Source organism: Sphingomonas sp., assembly GCF_019635455.1.
Lineage (GTDB): Bacteria > Pseudomonadota > Alphaproteobacteria > Sphingomonadales > Sphingomonadaceae > Sphingomonas.
Genome location: NZ_JAHBZJ010000006.1, coordinates 89,544 through 105,446, shown reverse-complemented (window position 1 = coordinate 105,446; position 15,903 = coordinate 89,544). Strand labels below are relative to the sequence as shown.

Sequence of the window (15,903 nt, the reverse complement as noted above, 5' to 3'; positions counted from 1 at the left end):
GCGCGCGCAACCGTGTCCGTTACGACGGTGACAACTGGCGTACCAAATGCACGCGATGCGGGACCGCCATCATTCGCGATTACAGAACTGGCAAGTGGCGTCGCGCCTCAAAATGAAGCGGCTTCACGATCCATCATGACGCATTGCCGCCCGCATCGCGCGATATTCGCCGGGGCTCATCCCGTAGCGCGCGCGGAACAGTCGCCCGAAATGCGGCGCGTCGCAAAACCCCCAGGCCTCGGCGAGCGTACCGACCGGTTCGCGGACCGAAGCGTCGCCCAGCAACACATGCACACGGGCGAGGCGGCGGTCGCGGATATAGGCCACGACCCCGCCCTCGTCCCGGAACACCCGGTAGAGCGTCGAGCGCGAGACGCCGAGCCGACGGCACAGACGCGCGATCCCAAGCCGCGCGGACGCCAGTTCGGCCTCGATCATCGCCTCGGCGTGCTGCCGGGTGGCACGATCCACAGCGGCCGTCGTCACCATGACCGGCCGCCCATTCATCGACACCGCGACCCCCAGCAGGTCGAGCATCACGCCCGCCATGCGATCGCCATCGGCGGCCGACATGTGTTCGACATGGGCGAACAGCGTGCGCATCGAGTCCCGCAACAGGGTCGCGCCCGGGCCGCTCAACACCGCACCGTGCAGCGCGCGGACCGGTCCGACAACCGCCTCGGCCCGCACCCGCGGGACCAGCAGCAGCGCGGTTTGCGAAGCCTCTGAAACATGCACCATCGGGCGGCTGAGGTCGGAAAGGATCACGGTATCGCCCGCGCCGCAAAAGGCGGTGCCGTCCGCCTCCCCCACCGCGCCGCCGCGCGTGCGGATATTGACGCTGAGCAGATCGACACCGTCGGCGCGCGCCATCGCCGCCGTCCGTTGCCAGGTTTGCGAACTCATTTCCGACTGGGCGGCGACGACCGTACCCAGCGGGACATAGATCGCGTTCGCCGAAAACGGACCATGCGGCCGGGTGTCGTGAAGCTGGGCGAGGCCGCCATTGCGTTCGCGCCACATCGCATAGCGGTCCGCCGGCGCGGTGGCGTCGGTGGAAAAGCGCTGGGCGCAGATCGGCGAGGCGCCTGCCATTCGCGCGTGAACTACCGCGATTTGGGGCCGCCCACAATCGTCGCGTGACGACGTCGCCGCCAAAGCTGCGCTAGGATCGCCCCAAGCATCCCTCGGTTGCCGGTTGGGCGCGCGACGACCATCTGACGTGCATGGCTAGTCTTCTCGATCCCACCGCGCGGGGCCGCGTGATCCTGGTCGGCGCCGGTCCCGGCGACCCCGACCTGTTGACCGTCCGCGCCGTCGAAGCGCTCAAATCCGCCGACGTGCTGGTACATGACGGACTGGTCGATCGCCGGGTGCTCGATCTTGCCCCGCAGGCGCATCGGATCAGCGTCGCGAAGACGCGCTCCAGACATACCGTGCCACAGGACGGGATCAACGCGCTGATCATCGCGCATGTGAAGACCGGCGCGATCGTCGTGCGGCTGAAGGGCGGCGATCCGTTCATCTTTGGCCGCGGCGGCGAAGAGGTCGAGGCGGTGCGCGCGGCCGGCCTGCCGGTCGAAGTCATTCCCGGCATCAGCTCGGCGCTGGGCGCGGCGGCGGAGGCGATGCTGCCGCTGACCCATCGCGACTGGTCGAGCGCGGTCAGCTTCGTCGCCGGCCAGTGCAAGGGCCTGACCGATCAGGACTGGTCGGGCCTTGCCGGCAAGGGGCGGACGCTGGTCATCTATATGGGCGTCGCGACCTGCCCCGACATCGCGGAGAAGCTGATGCGTGACGGCGTGGCCCCCGACATGCCGGTCGCCGTGCTGGAGCGTGCGACGCTGCCCGGAAGCCGCGCGTTGCGCACGCTGCTCGCCGATCTTGGCCCGATGGTCACGCGCGAGAAGGTGGCGAGTCCGGCGATCATCGTCGTCGGGGAGGTGGTGCAGCTGTCCGACGCGCAGGACCGGCTGGGCCATTGGGCGCGACAGGCACAGGCGATGCACGCGCCCGAAACGGTGTCCGGGGCCGAACCGGCGCAAGGGAACGCCGCATGAAGCTGTTGACCGGAAACGACCTTGCCAGCGGCGACGTCACCTGGTGGACCGGCAGCGGCTGGTCCCGCCATGTCGAGGACGCCGCCGATGTCGGCGATCAGGGCGAAGCGATCGCCCAGGCCGAAGAGGGCGCGCGCCGCGTCAACGGCCCCTATGTGATCGACGCCACATCGACCCCCGACGGCCCGCGCCCGGCGCATATCAAGGACCGGATCCGCGCGCTCGGCCCGACGGTGCGCCCGGACCTGACGCTCAAACCCGCCGACCCCGATGCCGGCAGCTGGGTGATCTGACATGTATAAATATGACGCATATGACCATTCGATCGTCGCGAGCCGCGTCGCGGAGTTCCGCGATCAGGTGAATCGCCGGCTGGCGGGCCAGATCACCGAGGACCAGTTCAAGCCGCTGCGGCTGATGAACGGCCTGTATCTTCAGCTGCACGCCTATATGCTGCGCGTCGCCGTGCCGTACGGCACGATGGACAGCCGCCAGATGCGCATGCTGGCGCATATCGCGCGCAAATACGATCGCGGATACGGGCATTTCACCACGCGGCAGAACATCCAGTATAACTGGATCAAGCTGGCCGACGCGCCCGACATCCTGGCCGATCTGGCGACGGTGGAGATGCATGCGATCCAGACCAGCGGCAATTGCATCCGCAACATCAGCAGCGATCAATATGCGGGCGCCGCCGCGGACGAGCTGACCGATCCGCGCCCCTGGGCCGAATTGCTGCGCCAGTGGAGCAGCTTCCACCCCGAGTTCAGCTATCTGCCCCGCAAGTTCAAGATCGCCGTGATCGCCAGCGACGAGGATCGCGCGGCGATGCGGCTGCACGATATCGGCTTGCAGGTGGTCGAGAAGGACGGCGTCCAGGGCGTCGCCGTCTATGTCGGCGGCGGCATGGGCCGCACCCCGATGATCGCACCGAAAATCAATGACTTCGTGCCGCTGGAGGATTTACTCAGCTACATGGAGGCGTGCCTGCGCGTGTACAACCGCTATGGCCGCCGCGACAATATGTACAAGGCGCGGATCAAGATCCTGGTCCATGAGATCGGCGCGGAGAAATATCGCGACGAGGTCGCCGCCGAGTTCGTCGAGGTCAAGAAACTGGGCATCGACCCGCCCCGCGCGGAGTTCGACCGGATCGCGGCCTGTTTCGCGCCGCCCGCGTTCGAGAGCGGGTTGAGCGACGATATCGACCGCAGCGATCCCGACTTCGCGCTGTGGGTCGATCGCAACGTCGCCGCGCACAAGGCGTCCGGCTATGCCATCGTCAACATCAGCCTGAAGCCGACCGGCGGCATCCCGGGCGACGCCTCTGCCGACCAGATCGACGTCATGGCCGACCTCGCCGAGCGCTACAGCTTCGACGAACTGCGCGTGACGCATGCACAGAACATCGTCCTGCCGCATGTCCGCAAGGCCGATCTGTACGCAGTGTGGGAACGGCTGGTCGCGGCCGGACTGGCCGACGCCAATCTGGATCTGATCAGCGACATCATCGCCTGCCCCGGCCTGGATTATTGCAGCCTGGCCAATGCCCGCTCGATCCCCGTCGCGCAAAAGATCGCGACGCGGTTCGCCGATCTGGGCCGGCAGCGCGAACTGGGCGAGCTGAAGCTGAAGATCAGCGGCTGCATCAATGCGTGCGGCCACCACCATGCCGGGCATATCGGCATTCTGGGCGTGGACCGAAAAGGGACCGAGAATTACCAGCTGTTGCTCGGCGGATCGGGCGCGGAAGATGTCAGCCTGGCGTCGATCACAGGACCCGGGTTCAGCGAGGACGGCATCGTCGATGCGGTCGAGAAGGCGACCGACGTGTATCTGGCGCAGCGTGAGGCGGGCGAGCGTTTCCTCGACACCTATCGCCGGATCGGCATGACCCCGTTCAAGGAGGCGATCTATGGCTGAACCGCTCCGCTATCGCGACGACGCGCCGCTTGACGAACCGGCGGTGACGCTGGATTCGTTTCTGACCCAGAGCAACGCTACCGCCGTGCGTATCGAAAGCGGGGAAGATGCCCGCGCGCTGTTGCCGCATCTCGAGCGGCTGGCCCTGGTCGAGATAAGCTTTCCCAAATTCCGCGACGGGCGCGGCTATTCGACCGCGCGCATCCTGCGCGAGGCAGGCTATGCCGGCGAATTGCGCGCGCAGGGCGACGTGCTGGTCGATCAGATCCCGCTCATGCGCCGATGCGGATTCGACAGTTTCGCGCCGGAAGCGCCGGTGGACCGGGCGGTGCTGGACGCCGCGCTCGCCCGGTACGACCATGTCTATCAGACCGCCGCCGACCGCGCGGTGCCGGTGTGGAAACTGCGCCATGGCTGATACCGAGGCGCGCCGCATCGACCGGATCGACACCGCCCCACGCTTTACCGAGCGCGACGCGCTGCGGCTCAACACCCTGTTTCGCGGCGCACCGACGCAGGAGATGCTGCGCACCGTGCTGCACGAACAGATGGCCGGCGATCTCGCGCTGGTCTCGTCCTTTGGCGCGGAGGCGGCGGCGCTGCTGCATCTGGTCGCGACGATCGATCCGTCGGTGCCGGTGCTGTTCCTCGACACCGGCAAGCATTTCCCGGAGACGATCGCCTATCGCGACGCGCTCGCCGCGCGGCTGGGACTGACGGATCTGCGCATCCTGACCCCCGATGCGCAGATGCTGGCGAAACGCGATGCGGCGGGCGAGCGATGGTCCTATGACCCCGATGGCTGTTGCGAGATCCGCAAGGTCGCGCCGCTCGAACGCGCGCTCGCCGGGTTCGACGCAAGCATCACCGGGCGCAAGGCGTTTCAGGCGGCGACCCGCTCCGCGCTGCCCCGGTTCGAGGTCGATGCGGCGGGACGGCTGAAGGTAAACCCCCTCGCCGACTGGGCGAAGGCCGATCTCGACGCGTATTTCGCCGCGCACGACCTGCCCGCCCACCCGCTGGTGGCGCAGGGCTATCCTTCGATCGGCTGCGCGCCCTGCACCAGCAAGGTAAAGCCCGGCCAAGACCCGCGATCGGGCCGCTGGGCCGGGACCGACAAGACCGAATGCGGCATCCACATGCCGGTCAGCGACAGCGACTCCGATGCGCCGGTGTCCTGAGCCGCATCATGCCTCGGCAACATCCAGGAACAGCCCCATAAACGGTTGATTTATATAATCATTATTGAATCCAACGCGTTGCTTCTCCAGAAAGCCCGCGTCCCTCGGCAGTTCGGGATATCTGGTCGCGGTCGGTCGCGAGACGCGCAAATCCAGATTATTTTTCCATATTTTTCGAACGTGTAAAAATCCGGGGAACCGCCCCGACCACCTTATGATCGACGCCCTTCCCCCTCACTCATAAGGCTCGGCGACCATGTCGCCGGCATAGTCGCTGAATCGGGTGAAGCTCGATTCGAAGCCGAGCAGGACCTTTCCGGTCGCGCCGTGGCGCTGTTTGGCGATGATGAGTTCGGCAAGGCCATAGACGCGCTCCATGTCGAGCGCCCATTTCGCGTGATCCTCGAACACCCGGGGGTCGTCGCCTTCGCGCGGACGCTTGGGTTCGCGGGCGGCGACGTAATAGTCTTCGCGGAACACGAACCAGACCATGTCGGCGTCCTGCTCGATCGATCCCGATTCGCGCAGGTCCGAGAGCATCGGCCGCTTGTCCTCCCGCGATTCGACGGCACGACTGAGCTGCGACAGCGCGATGACGGGAACGTTGATATCCTTTGCCAGCGTCTTGAGGCCGCGGCTGATTTCCGAGATTTCCTGGACGCGGTTGCCGTCGCGATTGTTGCCGCTGCCCTGAAGCAGCTGGAGATAATCGACGATGACGAGGCCCAATTCGCCGTCATGCTTGGACTGAAGGCGGCGAACGCGGCTGTGCAGCGCGCTGATCGTCAAACCGGCCGTATCGTCGATATAGAGCGGCAGCTGTTCCAGATCCGCCGCCGCCTTGGCCAGCTGGGCGAACTCGGCCTTGCTGATATTGCCCATGCGCAGCGATTCCGACGGGATTCGCGACGATTCGGACAGGATGCGCAGCGCCAGCTGGTCCGCCGACATTTCCAGGCTGAAGAACGCGACCTTGGCGCCGATCGATTCCTTTGGACTGATGCCCAGGCGGACGTCGTCCATCATGCGCCGTGCCGCATTATAGGCGATGTTGGTGGCGAGCGAGGTCTTGCCCATGCCCGGACGCCCGGCAAGGATGATGAGATCGCTGTGGTGGAGACCACCGATCCGGCCGTTGACCGAATCGAACCCGGTGGTGACGCCGGCGACGCCGCCCCCCGCGCTCTGCGCCCGCTTCGCATTCTCCAGCGCGATCTTGGTCGCTTCGTTGAACGATTTGACCGTGTTTGCGGTGCCGCCATCGGCCGCGACCTTGAACAGCGCCTCTTCGGCGCGATCGATCTGGTCGCGCGGGTTGACGTCCTCGCTGGTGTCGAGCGCCTTCTCGACCATGTTGCGCCCCACCGTCACCAGTTCGCGGAGCAGCGCGAGATCATAGATCTGGCGCGCGAACTGGCGCGCGCCGATCAATCCCGCGCCCGACCCGGTAAGCTGGGCGAGATAGGCCGGGCCACCCAGCTGGCCCATCCCCTCGTCCTTTTCGAACAGCGGCTTGAGCGTCACCGGGGTCGCCAGCATGTCCTGCTTGCGCAGCGTCTTGATCGCCTTGAAGATGCGGCCATGGACGGGCTCGAAGAAATGCTGGTCGGCCAGCACCTCGACGATGTCATCGGCGAGCCGGTTGTCGATCATCATCGCGCCGAGCAGCGCGGCCTCCGCCTCGACATTCTGGGGAAGCCGGGGCGCGGGATCCGCGCCGGCGGGATGGGTTGCAAGCGTCGCCATACCCCCCTTTCCCACCCCGCGCGCCGTCGCTCAAGCCGGGCCGGCATGTTTATCCTGTGGACGAGGCCCCCGCGCGACCGGTAGTGGCGGGGACATGGCCGATCCCCGGATCATCAATGTCACGCTGGACGAGCGCACCATCCTGTGGCGATCGGCGGATATCGAGCAGGAGCGGCGGATCGCGATCTTCGACCTGATCGAGGACAACAGCTTCGCCCCCGCGCGCGCCTATCCGGATGGCTATGCCGGGCCGTATCGCATCCACCTGTCGGTCCAGGAGGGGCGATTGCAGATCGACATCAAGCGTGAGGACGACAGCCTGCTGGAAACGATGATCCTGGGGCTGGCGCGGTTTCGCCGGCCGATCCGCGACTATTTCGCCATCTGCGACAGCTATTTCCAGGCGATTCGCAGTTCCACCCCGGCACAGATCGAAACGATCGACATGGCCCGGCGCGGGATCCACGACGATGCGGCGCGGACGCTGATCGAGCGGCTGGAGGGAAAGATCGCGATCGATTTCGCCACTGCACGGCGGCTGTTCACGCTGATCTGCGTGCTGCACATCAAGGCGTGAGAGGATGAGCGGCACCTGGCGGATCGGCGCGGGAATCGCGCTCGCGCTCGCGCTGGTCGGCGTGTGCGCATGGATGTTCGCGATCAACTGGGCGCCGCCGCGTCAGGATTTCGCGCTGCAAGGCGTCGACGTCTCGGATGAGGACGGGCGGATCGACTGGTTCACGGTCAAGGCGGCGGATGTCGATTTCGCCTATCTGCGCGCGACCGCCGGCGCGGACGTGCGCGACGCGATGTTCGCCGAACACTGGGCGGCATTGTACGAGGCCGGCATCCCGCGCGGCGCGATCCATGTCTATTCGCTGTGCCGCCTGGCCGCCGACCAGGCGAAGAGCTTCGTCGCGACCGTGCCGCGCGATCCCGGCGCCCTGCCCCCCGCGATCGACCTGTCGTTTCAGCCCGACTGCCCCGCGCGGCCCGAGCGCGACGTCGTGCTGAACGAGGTGCGCGAACTGGCGACGGTGATCGAAACGCATAGCGGAAAGCCCGCGATCCTGCGCATTTCGCCCGCGTTCGAGGCGCAATATGCGGTCAGCGCGGCCATTCCCCGGACGCTGTGGAGCAGCGGCATGTTCTTTCCGCCCAGCTATCTGGCGCGGCCCTGGCGGATGTGGCAGGCGAGCGCGATGCGGCGGATCGAAGGGATCGAACGGCCGGTAAACTGGGACGTGGTGGCACCATGAACGATGCGGAGACCGCACGCCGGCTGATCGCGGCGGCACGGAAGGCGGCGGCCCATGCCCATGCGCCCTATTCGAATTTCGCGGTCGGCGCGGCGCTGTTGCTGACCGATGGCAGCATCGTCACCGGATGCAATTTCGAAAATGCGAGCTATGGCCTGTCGCTGTGCGCGGAGACCGTGGCGACCGCGAAGGCGAGTTCCGAAGGACGGCTGCGCGATGTGGTCGCGGTGGGGATCATCGGCGGCATGATGACCGACGCGATCGCACGGGGCAGCGACCCGATCCGCCCGTGCGGACGATGCCGTCAGGTACTGAACGAGGCGGCGCAGATGGGCGGCCGCGACCTCGCCGTGTTCTGCGCCGGGGCGGAGGGCGATCGCTATGAGACTCACCGCCTGAGCGATCTGCTGCCGCAGGCCTTCGGGCCGGGGGATCTGGGGATTGGGTGATCCGGATAGCGGTCGTCATCCTCAGCGCTGCGCTATGGGGATGCGGCGACAACAATCCTCATCATAGTGGCACGATTGACGGACCTTTGAGCGGGAACCGCGCGATTCCCGAGCGAGCTTCTGGCGGCGAGGCTCACGGACTTGGACCCGGATGGGGTCCGGGTTCTCATCGCGCCGACATTCGGGCGCTACGCTTTTTATCTTTCGCTTCTCCGGCTGCCGACGGGCTGCCCCCCGCGCGACCGACGCCCCGATGACAGCAGTGCCGACTCACGCGCGTGCGGCCCGTCGCGCGTGGATGTCCGGCGCATCGACCAATTCGACAAATCGGTCGCCACATCCCGACTCTTCCTCCCGCCAGAAGAGAGCGATACGCTCTTCGCGACACTCGATACGCGGTTGACCCGCTGGCGCGGATCCAACTTGGGCGGCACCGACGGCACAGGCATCGCCCTCGAACGCGTGCGTGATGGTCGCGTCACATCAATGTCGAGCAACATCTCTGCCGGGGCAGATAATCCGGCGGTGATGCTGAGCGGCGATCTTCATCGTATCCTGCTGGCTTACGGCCCCGACGGGTTCCCGCCGCGATCCTGGGACTGGAACGTTCGGCAACCCGGCGACGAGCGCGACCCGTGCAATGAACCTGCCCTTGCCACACCGCTCGAACGGGGTTTTGGGCTGGGCGACAGCGACTGTGACGCCGCGAAGCGCTGGCCCGGCTAAAGCCCCCTTGCCCCGCGCGCGCATTCCGGCGATGCGGGACGCGCTAATCAGGAGCGCACATGTCCATCCTCTCCGACCGCTGGATTCGCGAACAGGCCACGCAGCACGGCATGATCGAGCCGTTCGTCGAGGCGCAGCGGCGGGAGGGGTGCATTTCCTATGGTCTGTCCTCTTATGGCTATGACGCCCGGGTGGCGGACGAGTTCAAGATTTTCACCAACATCGACAGCGCGGTGGTGGATCCCAAGGATTTCGCATCGACCAGCTTCGTCGATCGCCAGACCGACATATGCATCATCCCGCCCAACAGCTTCGCGCTGGCGCGGACGGTGGAGTATTTTCGGGTGCCGCGCGACGTGCTGGTGATCTGCCTGGGCAAATCGACCTATGCGCGATGCGGGATCATCGTCAACGTCACGCCGCTGGAGCCCGAATGGGAAGGGCATGTGACGCTGGAATTTTCGAACACCACGCCGCTCCCCGCCAAAATCTATGCCAATGAAGGCGCGTGCCAGTTCCTGTTTCTGAAGGGGAACGAGGCATGCGAGACGAGCTACGCCGACCGCGCCGGCAAATATATGGGCCAGCGGGGCGTTACACTGCCACGGCTTTAGCTAGAGCCGCGAACGCTGTTGCGGACGGCGTTACGCGGACGTCGCTCGCAACGGAGGCGGCGCGCGACTCGGACCCAGCGGGCGCGCTGGCACAAACGAAATCGTCATTCAGGTTCGGCCCGCGCGATCGGGCGCGCGCGTGGCCGCGGCAGGTGATCGGCACGCGGCGGACCGGGTTACCGGATACGCCGGCTCAGCCGATCCGCCTTCCAATTCCGGCATGCCCCATGACGGGCGAGAGCATCGAGAAACGCCGGGCGCCGTAACTCACCGGTCACCGCTATGACGCGCGCGGCCGCACCCGCACCTCGCCATTCGGAAGAGCGGTGCCGGACGGGATCAGCGCGCCGCCTGACGCACGGGGGCGATCAGCGCCAGGCCGCGGTGGGCGACAAGGTGCGAGGGCGCGATTTCGCCGCCCGCGACCGTCATATCGACCGGATCGAGCGCCAGCACCTTGTTGTAGAGCGCGCGTGCCTGATCCGGGCGACCGGTGTTCGAATAGACGGCGGCGAGATTGAGCAGCACTTCGGGCATGGAGGGGAAAATCCGCTGTTCGGCGACCAGCCGGCGTTCGGCCTGCTGATAGTCACCCTTCAGGATTTCGGCATGGGCATAGGGGTCGGCCTGGCGCGACTGGGCCTGGGCGACGCCGAACGGGGCAACCGCCAGCGCGAGGGCCAGAACGATACGCATGACATCTTCTCCCATATGTTACAGTTCAATGACATATTGGTGTCATTAATGTTGCATCGGGGCAAGTGCGTTTATTGCAGTTATATGACAAACGCCTTCGGCCAGCGCAGGGCGAGGGAGCGGACGCGTGATCGCGACATGGCAGGCCGAAGTCGTGCCTGAAGGACGGCGTCGCGCCGGGCGGCGTCTGTCCCGTGGCTTTCGGTCACGCCTGTCAGCCGCCGGGGCGCATAGCGCCGCGGATATGCGCCACCGGGACTGGACGGCCCCCTGATCGGATCAGGGCGAGTCAGGCGCGAGCGGAAGGCCGTACGTTTGCCGGGGTGGCGCCCTCACCCGCCTGCCGGCTCATCACGCGCAACCCGGGTCGCGTCAGCGGAACGCGATCGCACGCGTGAGGGGACGGGCGAAACGACACAGGCCGGCCGCTGCGAGCCATGGGGGCCGGCTGCCCCGTAGCTGGCGGCGAAACGGATCGGCATCGCGTCTGGGTGAGCGGCGCGGTGCGGTTTTGGCTTCGAACCGCGCGAGCGGAGAACGAACGACTTCCGTCCGGCCACACAGGGTTCGACGATCTGGGGGCGGGTCGGGTTCGGCGCATAGCTGCCCCCAGCGCTTCATCGCAGCCAAGAATTCGGGTATTCTGGAAGCACGGCAAGATGCCAACAGGCCCAGCCAACTTGGCGGCCTCCGGCAACAAATGTGTGGCTATGCTCTATCGGCGCCATGGCCGATCGCCAGCCCCGCGCGAGAAATTCGCGCAGACCAGTACCAGCCGGAATGCGATGAGGATGAAGCGCGCTGGGACAACGCTATCAAGTGCTTGTCCCGGCATAAGCTTGCGCCCGTCCCTAACGCCCCCGAAGCTGACGCGTAAGTTCATCATTCAAGGGGCGCGGGTTCATTTGGATGCCGATAGTCTTGCCGTACGACATCATCGGGCAAACGTAAGCATAGCCATTGTCGCCCCGACCAGCGGATTCGAGGCCGATAGGCTCGACCCTAACGCTGGAAAGCTGCCGATTGCGATGGGGGCATTTGCCATTCCCTCCTCCCGCTCTTGCGCAGGAACGTCAGCCAGGCCGTTGTATTCGCAATCTATATAAACGCAAAAAAAGGGGCGGCCGAAGCCGCCCCTGATCGGGTTCGAACGATCCTGTCTGACGATCAGAAATCGTTGCGATACTGTTCGTTGCCGACGAAGCCGAGCTTCGTGACCGCCGACCGCTTGATCGTCGCCAGAACATTATCGACCACTTCGTAGCGCGCCTGCGGATCCGGCTGGAAATGCAGTTCCGGCTCCGGGACGATCTGAACGCTCTGGTCGAGATACTGGCGCAGCGTGACGGTATCGACCTGAACGCCGTTCCAGTAGATCTTGCCCTCGGGGTCGATCGTGATCTTGTTCTTCTGGGGATCCACCGGCGGAGGCGTGTTCTGGCCCGTATTCTGGGGCAGATCGACCTTCACCGCGTGGGTCTGAATGGGGATGGTGATGATGAACATGATGAGGAGCACGAGCATGACGTCGATCAACGGCGTCGTGTTCATCTCCATCATCGGCTCGCCATCGTCCTTGCCGCCGCTCATTGCCATGATTTCTTACTCCTGAACTGCGGGCTTATTGCGCGGCCGCCGCAGCGGCCTGGACGCCGGGTTCGGGTTCGGAAATGAATCCGACCTTCACGAAACCTGCCGACTGCATGGTGTAGATGGTCGCACCGATGCAGCGATACGGCGTGTTGACGTCACCGCGGATATGCACCTCGGGGATATCGTCCGGGGTGATGTTGCTGCCCAACCGGTCGACCACCGCCTTGAGCTTGTCGGCGCCGCGTTTCAGCAGCTCCGCGCTCGTGATCGGGGTCATGTTCCAATAGACCTGACAGCGCCCCTCCGACCCGGTGACCGACAGCGAGATATTCTCGGGCTTGGTCGTGGTCGGCTCGAACCGAACCTTGGGCAGCTGAAGGTCGACCGTCTGGATCACGACCGGCACCGCGATCAGGAAGATGATGAGGAGCACCAGCATCACGTCCACTAGCGGCGTGGTGTTGATGTCCGAAAGCGGGGTGTCTTCGCCGCCGCCGCCTGTGCTAATCGCCATCGCGTATTCCTATTCAAGCATTCCCCGCCCCGCCGTGGCGGGTGCGGGCGTGCCGGGCGACGCGCGTGCGCCGCCCGGCCGTCGTCCTCAAGCCTTGGTCTGCACGCCACCGGCCTGACCGGCGGTGGTGGTGCCGGTGACCGGGGGCTTGGCCGGGGCCTTCTTGCCCTTCACTTCAGGACGGACGCGGCCGTCCGAAGCGAGGAAGCCCAGCACGTCGGTCGAGAAGGCGCTGAGATGCTCCGCGATCGCCTTGTTGCGGCGTTGCAGGAAGTTGTAGGCGAGCACCGCGGGAACCGCGACGACGAGGCCGAGCGCGGTCATGATGAGCGCTTCACCGACCGGACCGGCGACCGCGTCGATCGACGCCTGGCCCGCCGCGCCAATCTTGATCAGCGCGCGGTAGATGCCGACCACCGTACCGAACAGACCGATGAACGGCGCCGTCGCACCGGTGGTCGCGAGGAACGCGAGGCCGCCGTTGAGCTGCGAGTTGATCGACGCTTCCGAACGGGCGAGCGAACCGTGCAGCCAGTCATGAGCCTCGACCGGATCCTTCAGCTTGCCATACTGCTCCTGCGCCTCGATGCCGTCATCGACGATCTGGCGATAGGCCGAGTTCTTCTCGAGCTTCGCCGCGCCTTCGCGCAGGCTGTTCGCGTTCCAGAAGGACGAGCGGACGCGCTTGCCCTGGTTGATGATCTTCTGCTGCTCGAACAGCTTGGTGAACAGGATGTAGAGCGAGAAGAACAGCATGATGACCAGCAGGCCGAACACGGTCTGCGAGATCAGGCCGCCTTCTTTCAGCGCGGGAATGAGGCCGTAGGGGTTTTCGCCGGCCGGAGCAGCCGCGGCGCCAACGGCAAGGAGGGTGGTGAACATGTTCGGTCTTTCCTCTGTCTAAGTCGTCATATTGTTGCCGGGCCGGATGGGCCGAGACCGGCGCCTGAAGTTATTGCGGAATCCGCCAGGTGAACCGGCTGGAGAAGGGCGCGGCGATCTTGTTGCCGTTCGCGTCTTCGGCCGGATTGAACCGGGCGCGCCGCTGGAGCAGACGGCAGGCCGTCGAGTCGAGCAGCGAGGAACCCGAGGACGAGGTCACGCGACAATCGGTCACGCGGCCGTCGGGGCCGACCTCGAGCCGGAAGCTGAGCGTTCCCTGATCGCCCGAACGCAGCGCCGCGGGCGGATAATCGTCGTCGGTCACCCAGCTGCCCGGCGAACCGCGCGGGGTCAGCGGCTTGGCGACCTTCGGCGGAGCCGGCGGCGGCGGCGGCGCGGGCGGGGCCGGCGGCGCGGGCGGCGTCGGCGGCTGGCTCGGCGGAATCCGCGTGCTCATGTCGATCTGGACAGGCGGCGAAGGCACCTGGACGATCGGCTTCTGCACGACGACCGTCGTCGGCGGCGGCGGCACCGGGGTGTCGGGCGGCGGCGGCGGCGGCGGGACTTCTTCGGGCGGCGGCGGCGGTTCCTGGATGTCGAAGGTCGACATCTCTTCCTGCGCCTTCTTGATATATTGATAAGCAAGGCCGGTCACGAAGGCGTAACCCGTGATGGCGAGGATGATCGCCACCACGATGATCGCCACGACGCGGCTGCCTGCTACATCACGATCTGCGTAGGCCATTCAGCAACTAAACTCCTTCATTCGCCGCGCCGTTACCCGGCACCTGGGGATTATGTCTTCGGCGTGGCTCGACCGGGCGGGCGCAGGCGACCGACCAGCAGAGGCGGGATTCCTATCGCGGCGCATTGCATGACGCAAACGCTTTGTCGGACGACACAAACGTACAGACGACGCATGGCAGAAATATTTCTATATCGTTCAGGTCAATTCGAATACGCTGAGCCCCATGCCCAGTTCCCGCGCCCCCCTCATTTTTGCCGCATTTGCCGCGGCTTTGCCCCATTTTTCAGCGCCAGCGTCGGCGCAGATCGTCGCAGAAACCGGTGTCGTGCTCCCCGCCTATGGCACGGTCGCCGATCTGGTGTTGGACTCATCGGCGATCGTCGATGCCCGCATCCGCAGCGCGGTGCGAATCACCGGCGCGGAGGCCGCGAACGTCGCGCCCGGCCGGGTGCGATTCTATGTGGAGGCCGATGTTCTGGCGCTGATTCGCGCGCCCGACGCGCTCGCGACGCGGGTCGGATATGTGGTCGATGTGCCGCTCGACCCGCGTGGGCGAGTCCCGAAATTGAACAAACGTCGCGTTTTGGTCTTCGCGCGCCCGGTCCCCGGCCGCGCGGGCATGCTTCAGCTGACGGGCCTGGACGCCCAGCGCGACTGGAGCGCGGAACTGGACGCGATGGTGCGCCGGATCACCCGCGAAGTCGTCGCCCCCGATGCGCCCCCCGCGATCACCGGGCTGGGCAACGCGTTCCACGTCCCGGGAACGCTGCCGGGCGAGGGAGAGACCCAGATTTTCGTTCAGACCGCAACCGGCGCGCCGATTTCGCTGTCGATCCTGCGCCGGCCCGGTGAGCAGCGCCGATGGGCGGTCGCGCTGGGCGAGATCGTCGATGATGCCGCCGGCCCGCCGCCGCGCGACACGCTGCTATGGTATCGGCTGGCCTGTGGCCTGCCGCGCGCGCTGCCGGCGGCGAGCCTGGCGGCCGAAGACCCGGCCAACGCCGCGACCGCGCGCGAGGATTATCAGTTCGTGCTCGACCAGCTCGGTCCCTGCCGCCGATAGATGACGGGGCGGTGACCGCGCCCATGCCGGTCGGGGGCGGAGCGGGCGGGCGGCCAGCCCCGCGCCCTTAACGCCGGTGTCGCACCAGCGTGATGCCGATCCGCTCATCCGCCTCGGCAATGGCGAGCTTGACGATCTCGACCTCCACCCGGGTGATTCGCGCGTCGGTGATGAACAGCGTGTCGGCGATATGATCGGCCACGCCTTCGATCAGGGTGAAATGCACCCCCTGGGGCAGCGCGCCGCTGGCCGCGTGCTTGAGGTCGAGATAGCTTTTCGACGCGCTGAGCGGCGTATCCGGCGCGAACCGTTCGGGCGGGATCATGTCCACCGTGATCGAAATGCGCAGCGGCTGGGGCAGGTGCGTCTCTTCCGAATAGACGCCGGTCAGCACCTGCACCTCGAAATCGCGAACCTGTAGCTTGAGGAGATCGTGCAACGGAACC

19 protein-coding genes are annotated in these 15,903 nt (G+C 66.0%); 11 read left to right on the top strand and 8 right to left on the bottom strand.

Annotated features, from left to right (window positions below; genetic code table 11):
- Window positions 1–123 precede the first annotated feature (123 nt).
- Complete coding sequence (locus KF783_RS09400) at window positions 124–1,095, bottom strand: helix-turn-helix domain-containing protein (RefSeq protein ID WP_294078518.1); 972 nt, start codon at window positions 1,093–1,095, stop codon at window positions 124–126.
- Window positions 1,096–1,226: 131 nt separating this feature from the next.
- Here KF783_RS09400 and cobA point away from each other — a divergent pair, with 131 nt between their 5' ends.
- Genes cobA through KF783_RS09375 form a run of 5 tightly spaced genes read left to right on the top strand, consistent with a single transcriptional unit; the run spans window position 1,227 to window position 5,167 of the window.
- Window positions 1,227–2,060 (top strand): uroporphyrinogen-III C-methyltransferase, encoded by an 834-nt coding sequence (gene cobA / locus KF783_RS09395; protein ID WP_294078516.1) that lies wholly within the window; start codon window positions 1,227–1,229, stop codon window positions 2,058–2,060.
- Window positions 2,057–2,353 (top strand): DUF2849 domain-containing protein, encoded by a 297-nt coding sequence (locus KF783_RS09390; RefSeq protein ID WP_294078514.1) that lies wholly within the window; start codon window positions 2,057–2,059, stop codon window positions 2,351–2,353. The genes cobA and KF783_RS09390 overlap by 4 nt, the downstream gene beginning before the upstream one ends.
- A 1-nt stretch (window position 2,354) precedes the next feature.
- Window positions 2,355–3,986 carry a nitrite/sulfite reductase gene (locus KF783_RS09385; protein WP_294078513.1) on the top strand — a complete coding sequence of 544 codons (1,632 nt, stop codon included), beginning with the start codon at window positions 2,355–2,357 and terminating at the stop codon, window positions 3,984–3,986.
- Window positions 3,979–4,404 (top strand): DUF934 domain-containing protein, encoded by a 426-nt coding sequence (locus tag KF783_RS09380; RefSeq protein WP_294078512.1) that lies wholly within the window; start codon window positions 3,979–3,981, stop codon window positions 4,402–4,404. The genes KF783_RS09385 and KF783_RS09380 overlap by 8 nt, the downstream gene beginning before the upstream one ends.
- Window positions 4,397–5,167 (top strand): phosphoadenylyl-sulfate reductase, encoded by a 771-nt coding sequence (locus KF783_RS09375; RefSeq protein WP_294078510.1) that lies wholly within the window; start codon window positions 4,397–4,399, stop codon window positions 5,165–5,167. Before KF783_RS09380 ends, KF783_RS09375 begins: the two co-directional genes overlap by 8 nt.
- A gap of 234 nt (window positions 5,168–5,401) precedes the next feature.
- Here KF783_RS09375 and KF783_RS09370 read toward each other — a convergent pair whose 3' ends face one another.
- Window positions 5,402–6,913 (bottom strand): replicative DNA helicase, encoded by a 1,512-nt coding sequence (locus KF783_RS09370; RefSeq protein ID WP_294078508.1) that lies wholly within the window; start codon window positions 6,911–6,913, stop codon window positions 5,402–5,404.
- Between the two features lie 94 nt (window positions 6,914–7,007).
- Here KF783_RS09370 and KF783_RS09365 point away from each other — a divergent pair, with 94 nt between their 5' ends.
- The 5 genes from KF783_RS09365 to dcd all read left to right on the top strand — a co-directional run bounded on the left by KF783_RS09365 (window position 7,008) and on the right by dcd (window position 9,961).
- Entirely contained in the window at window positions 7,008–7,490 is a 483-nt protein-coding gene (locus tag KF783_RS09365) for a UPF0262 family protein (RefSeq protein ID WP_294078507.1), read from the top strand.
- A 4-nt stretch (window positions 7,491–7,494) separates the two neighbouring features.
- On the top strand, window positions 7,495–8,172 hold the full coding sequence (locus tag KF783_RS09360; protein ID WP_294078505.1) for a GH25 family lysozyme: 678 nt from the start codon (window positions 7,495–7,497) through the stop codon (window positions 8,170–8,172).
- A complete protein-coding gene (locus KF783_RS09355) occupies window positions 8,169–8,621 on the top strand; it encodes a cytidine deaminase (RefSeq protein ID WP_294078503.1) in 453 nt (150 codons plus the stop codon). Before KF783_RS09360 ends, KF783_RS09355 begins: the two co-directional genes overlap by 4 nt.
- A gap of 141 nt (window positions 8,622–8,762) precedes the next feature.
- On the top strand, window positions 8,763–9,347 hold the full coding sequence (locus KF783_RS09350) for a hypothetical protein (protein WP_294078502.1): 585 nt from the start codon (window positions 8,763–8,765) through the stop codon (window positions 9,345–9,347).
- Window positions 9,348–9,406: 59 nt separating this feature from the next.
- The gene (dcd, locus tag KF783_RS09345) at window positions 9,407–9,961 is read left to right on the top strand and encodes a dCTP deaminase (protein WP_294078500.1); all 555 of its coding nucleotides are present in this window, start codon (window positions 9,407–9,409) and stop codon (window positions 9,959–9,961) included.
- Between the two features lie 339 nt (window positions 9,962–10,300).
- Here dcd and KF783_RS09340 read toward each other — a convergent pair whose 3' ends face one another.
- From KF783_RS09340 to KF783_RS09320, 5 genes are all read right to left on the bottom strand, one after another.
- Entirely contained in the window at window positions 10,301–10,657 is a 357-nt protein-coding gene (locus KF783_RS09340; protein WP_294078498.1) for a tetratricopeptide repeat protein, read from the bottom strand.
- A gap of 1,167 nt (window positions 10,658–11,824) precedes the next feature.
- On the bottom strand, window positions 11,825–12,253 hold the full coding sequence (locus KF783_RS09335; protein ID WP_294078496.1) for a biopolymer transporter ExbD: 429 nt from the start codon (window positions 12,251–12,253) through the stop codon (window positions 11,825–11,827).
- Between the two features lie 25 nt (window positions 12,254–12,278).
- Complete coding sequence (locus KF783_RS09330) at window positions 12,279–12,764, bottom strand: biopolymer transporter ExbD (protein ID WP_294078494.1); 486 nt, start codon at window positions 12,762–12,764, stop codon at window positions 12,279–12,281.
- 87 nt (window positions 12,765–12,851) lie between these two features.
- Window positions 12,852–13,646, bottom strand: a complete 795-nt coding sequence (locus KF783_RS09325) for a MotA/TolQ/ExbB proton channel family protein (RefSeq protein WP_294078492.1) — start codon at window positions 13,644–13,646, stop codon at window positions 12,852–12,854.
- 70 nt (window positions 13,647–13,716) lie between these two features.
- Window positions 13,717–14,391, bottom strand: coding sequence for a TonB family protein (locus tag KF783_RS09320; protein WP_294078490.1), 675 nt, complete (start codon window positions 14,389–14,391; stop codon window positions 13,717–13,719).
- Between the two features lie 274 nt (window positions 14,392–14,665).
- On the opposite strand from KF783_RS09320, the gene KF783_RS09315 reads away from it, so the two are divergent.
- Window positions 14,666–15,457 carry a hypothetical protein gene (locus KF783_RS09315; protein WP_294078489.1) on the top strand — a complete coding sequence of 264 codons (792 nt, stop codon included), beginning with the start codon at window positions 14,666–14,668 and terminating at the stop codon, window positions 15,455–15,457.
- 67 nt (window positions 15,458–15,524) lie between these two features.
- Here the strand turns inward: KF783_RS09315 and KF783_RS09310 are convergent, their stop codons facing one another.
- Entirely contained in the window at window positions 15,525–15,896 is a 372-nt protein-coding gene (locus KF783_RS09310; RefSeq protein ID WP_294078488.1) for a dihydroneopterin aldolase, read from the bottom strand.
- Between the last annotated feature and the right edge of the window lie 7 nt (window positions 15,897–15,903).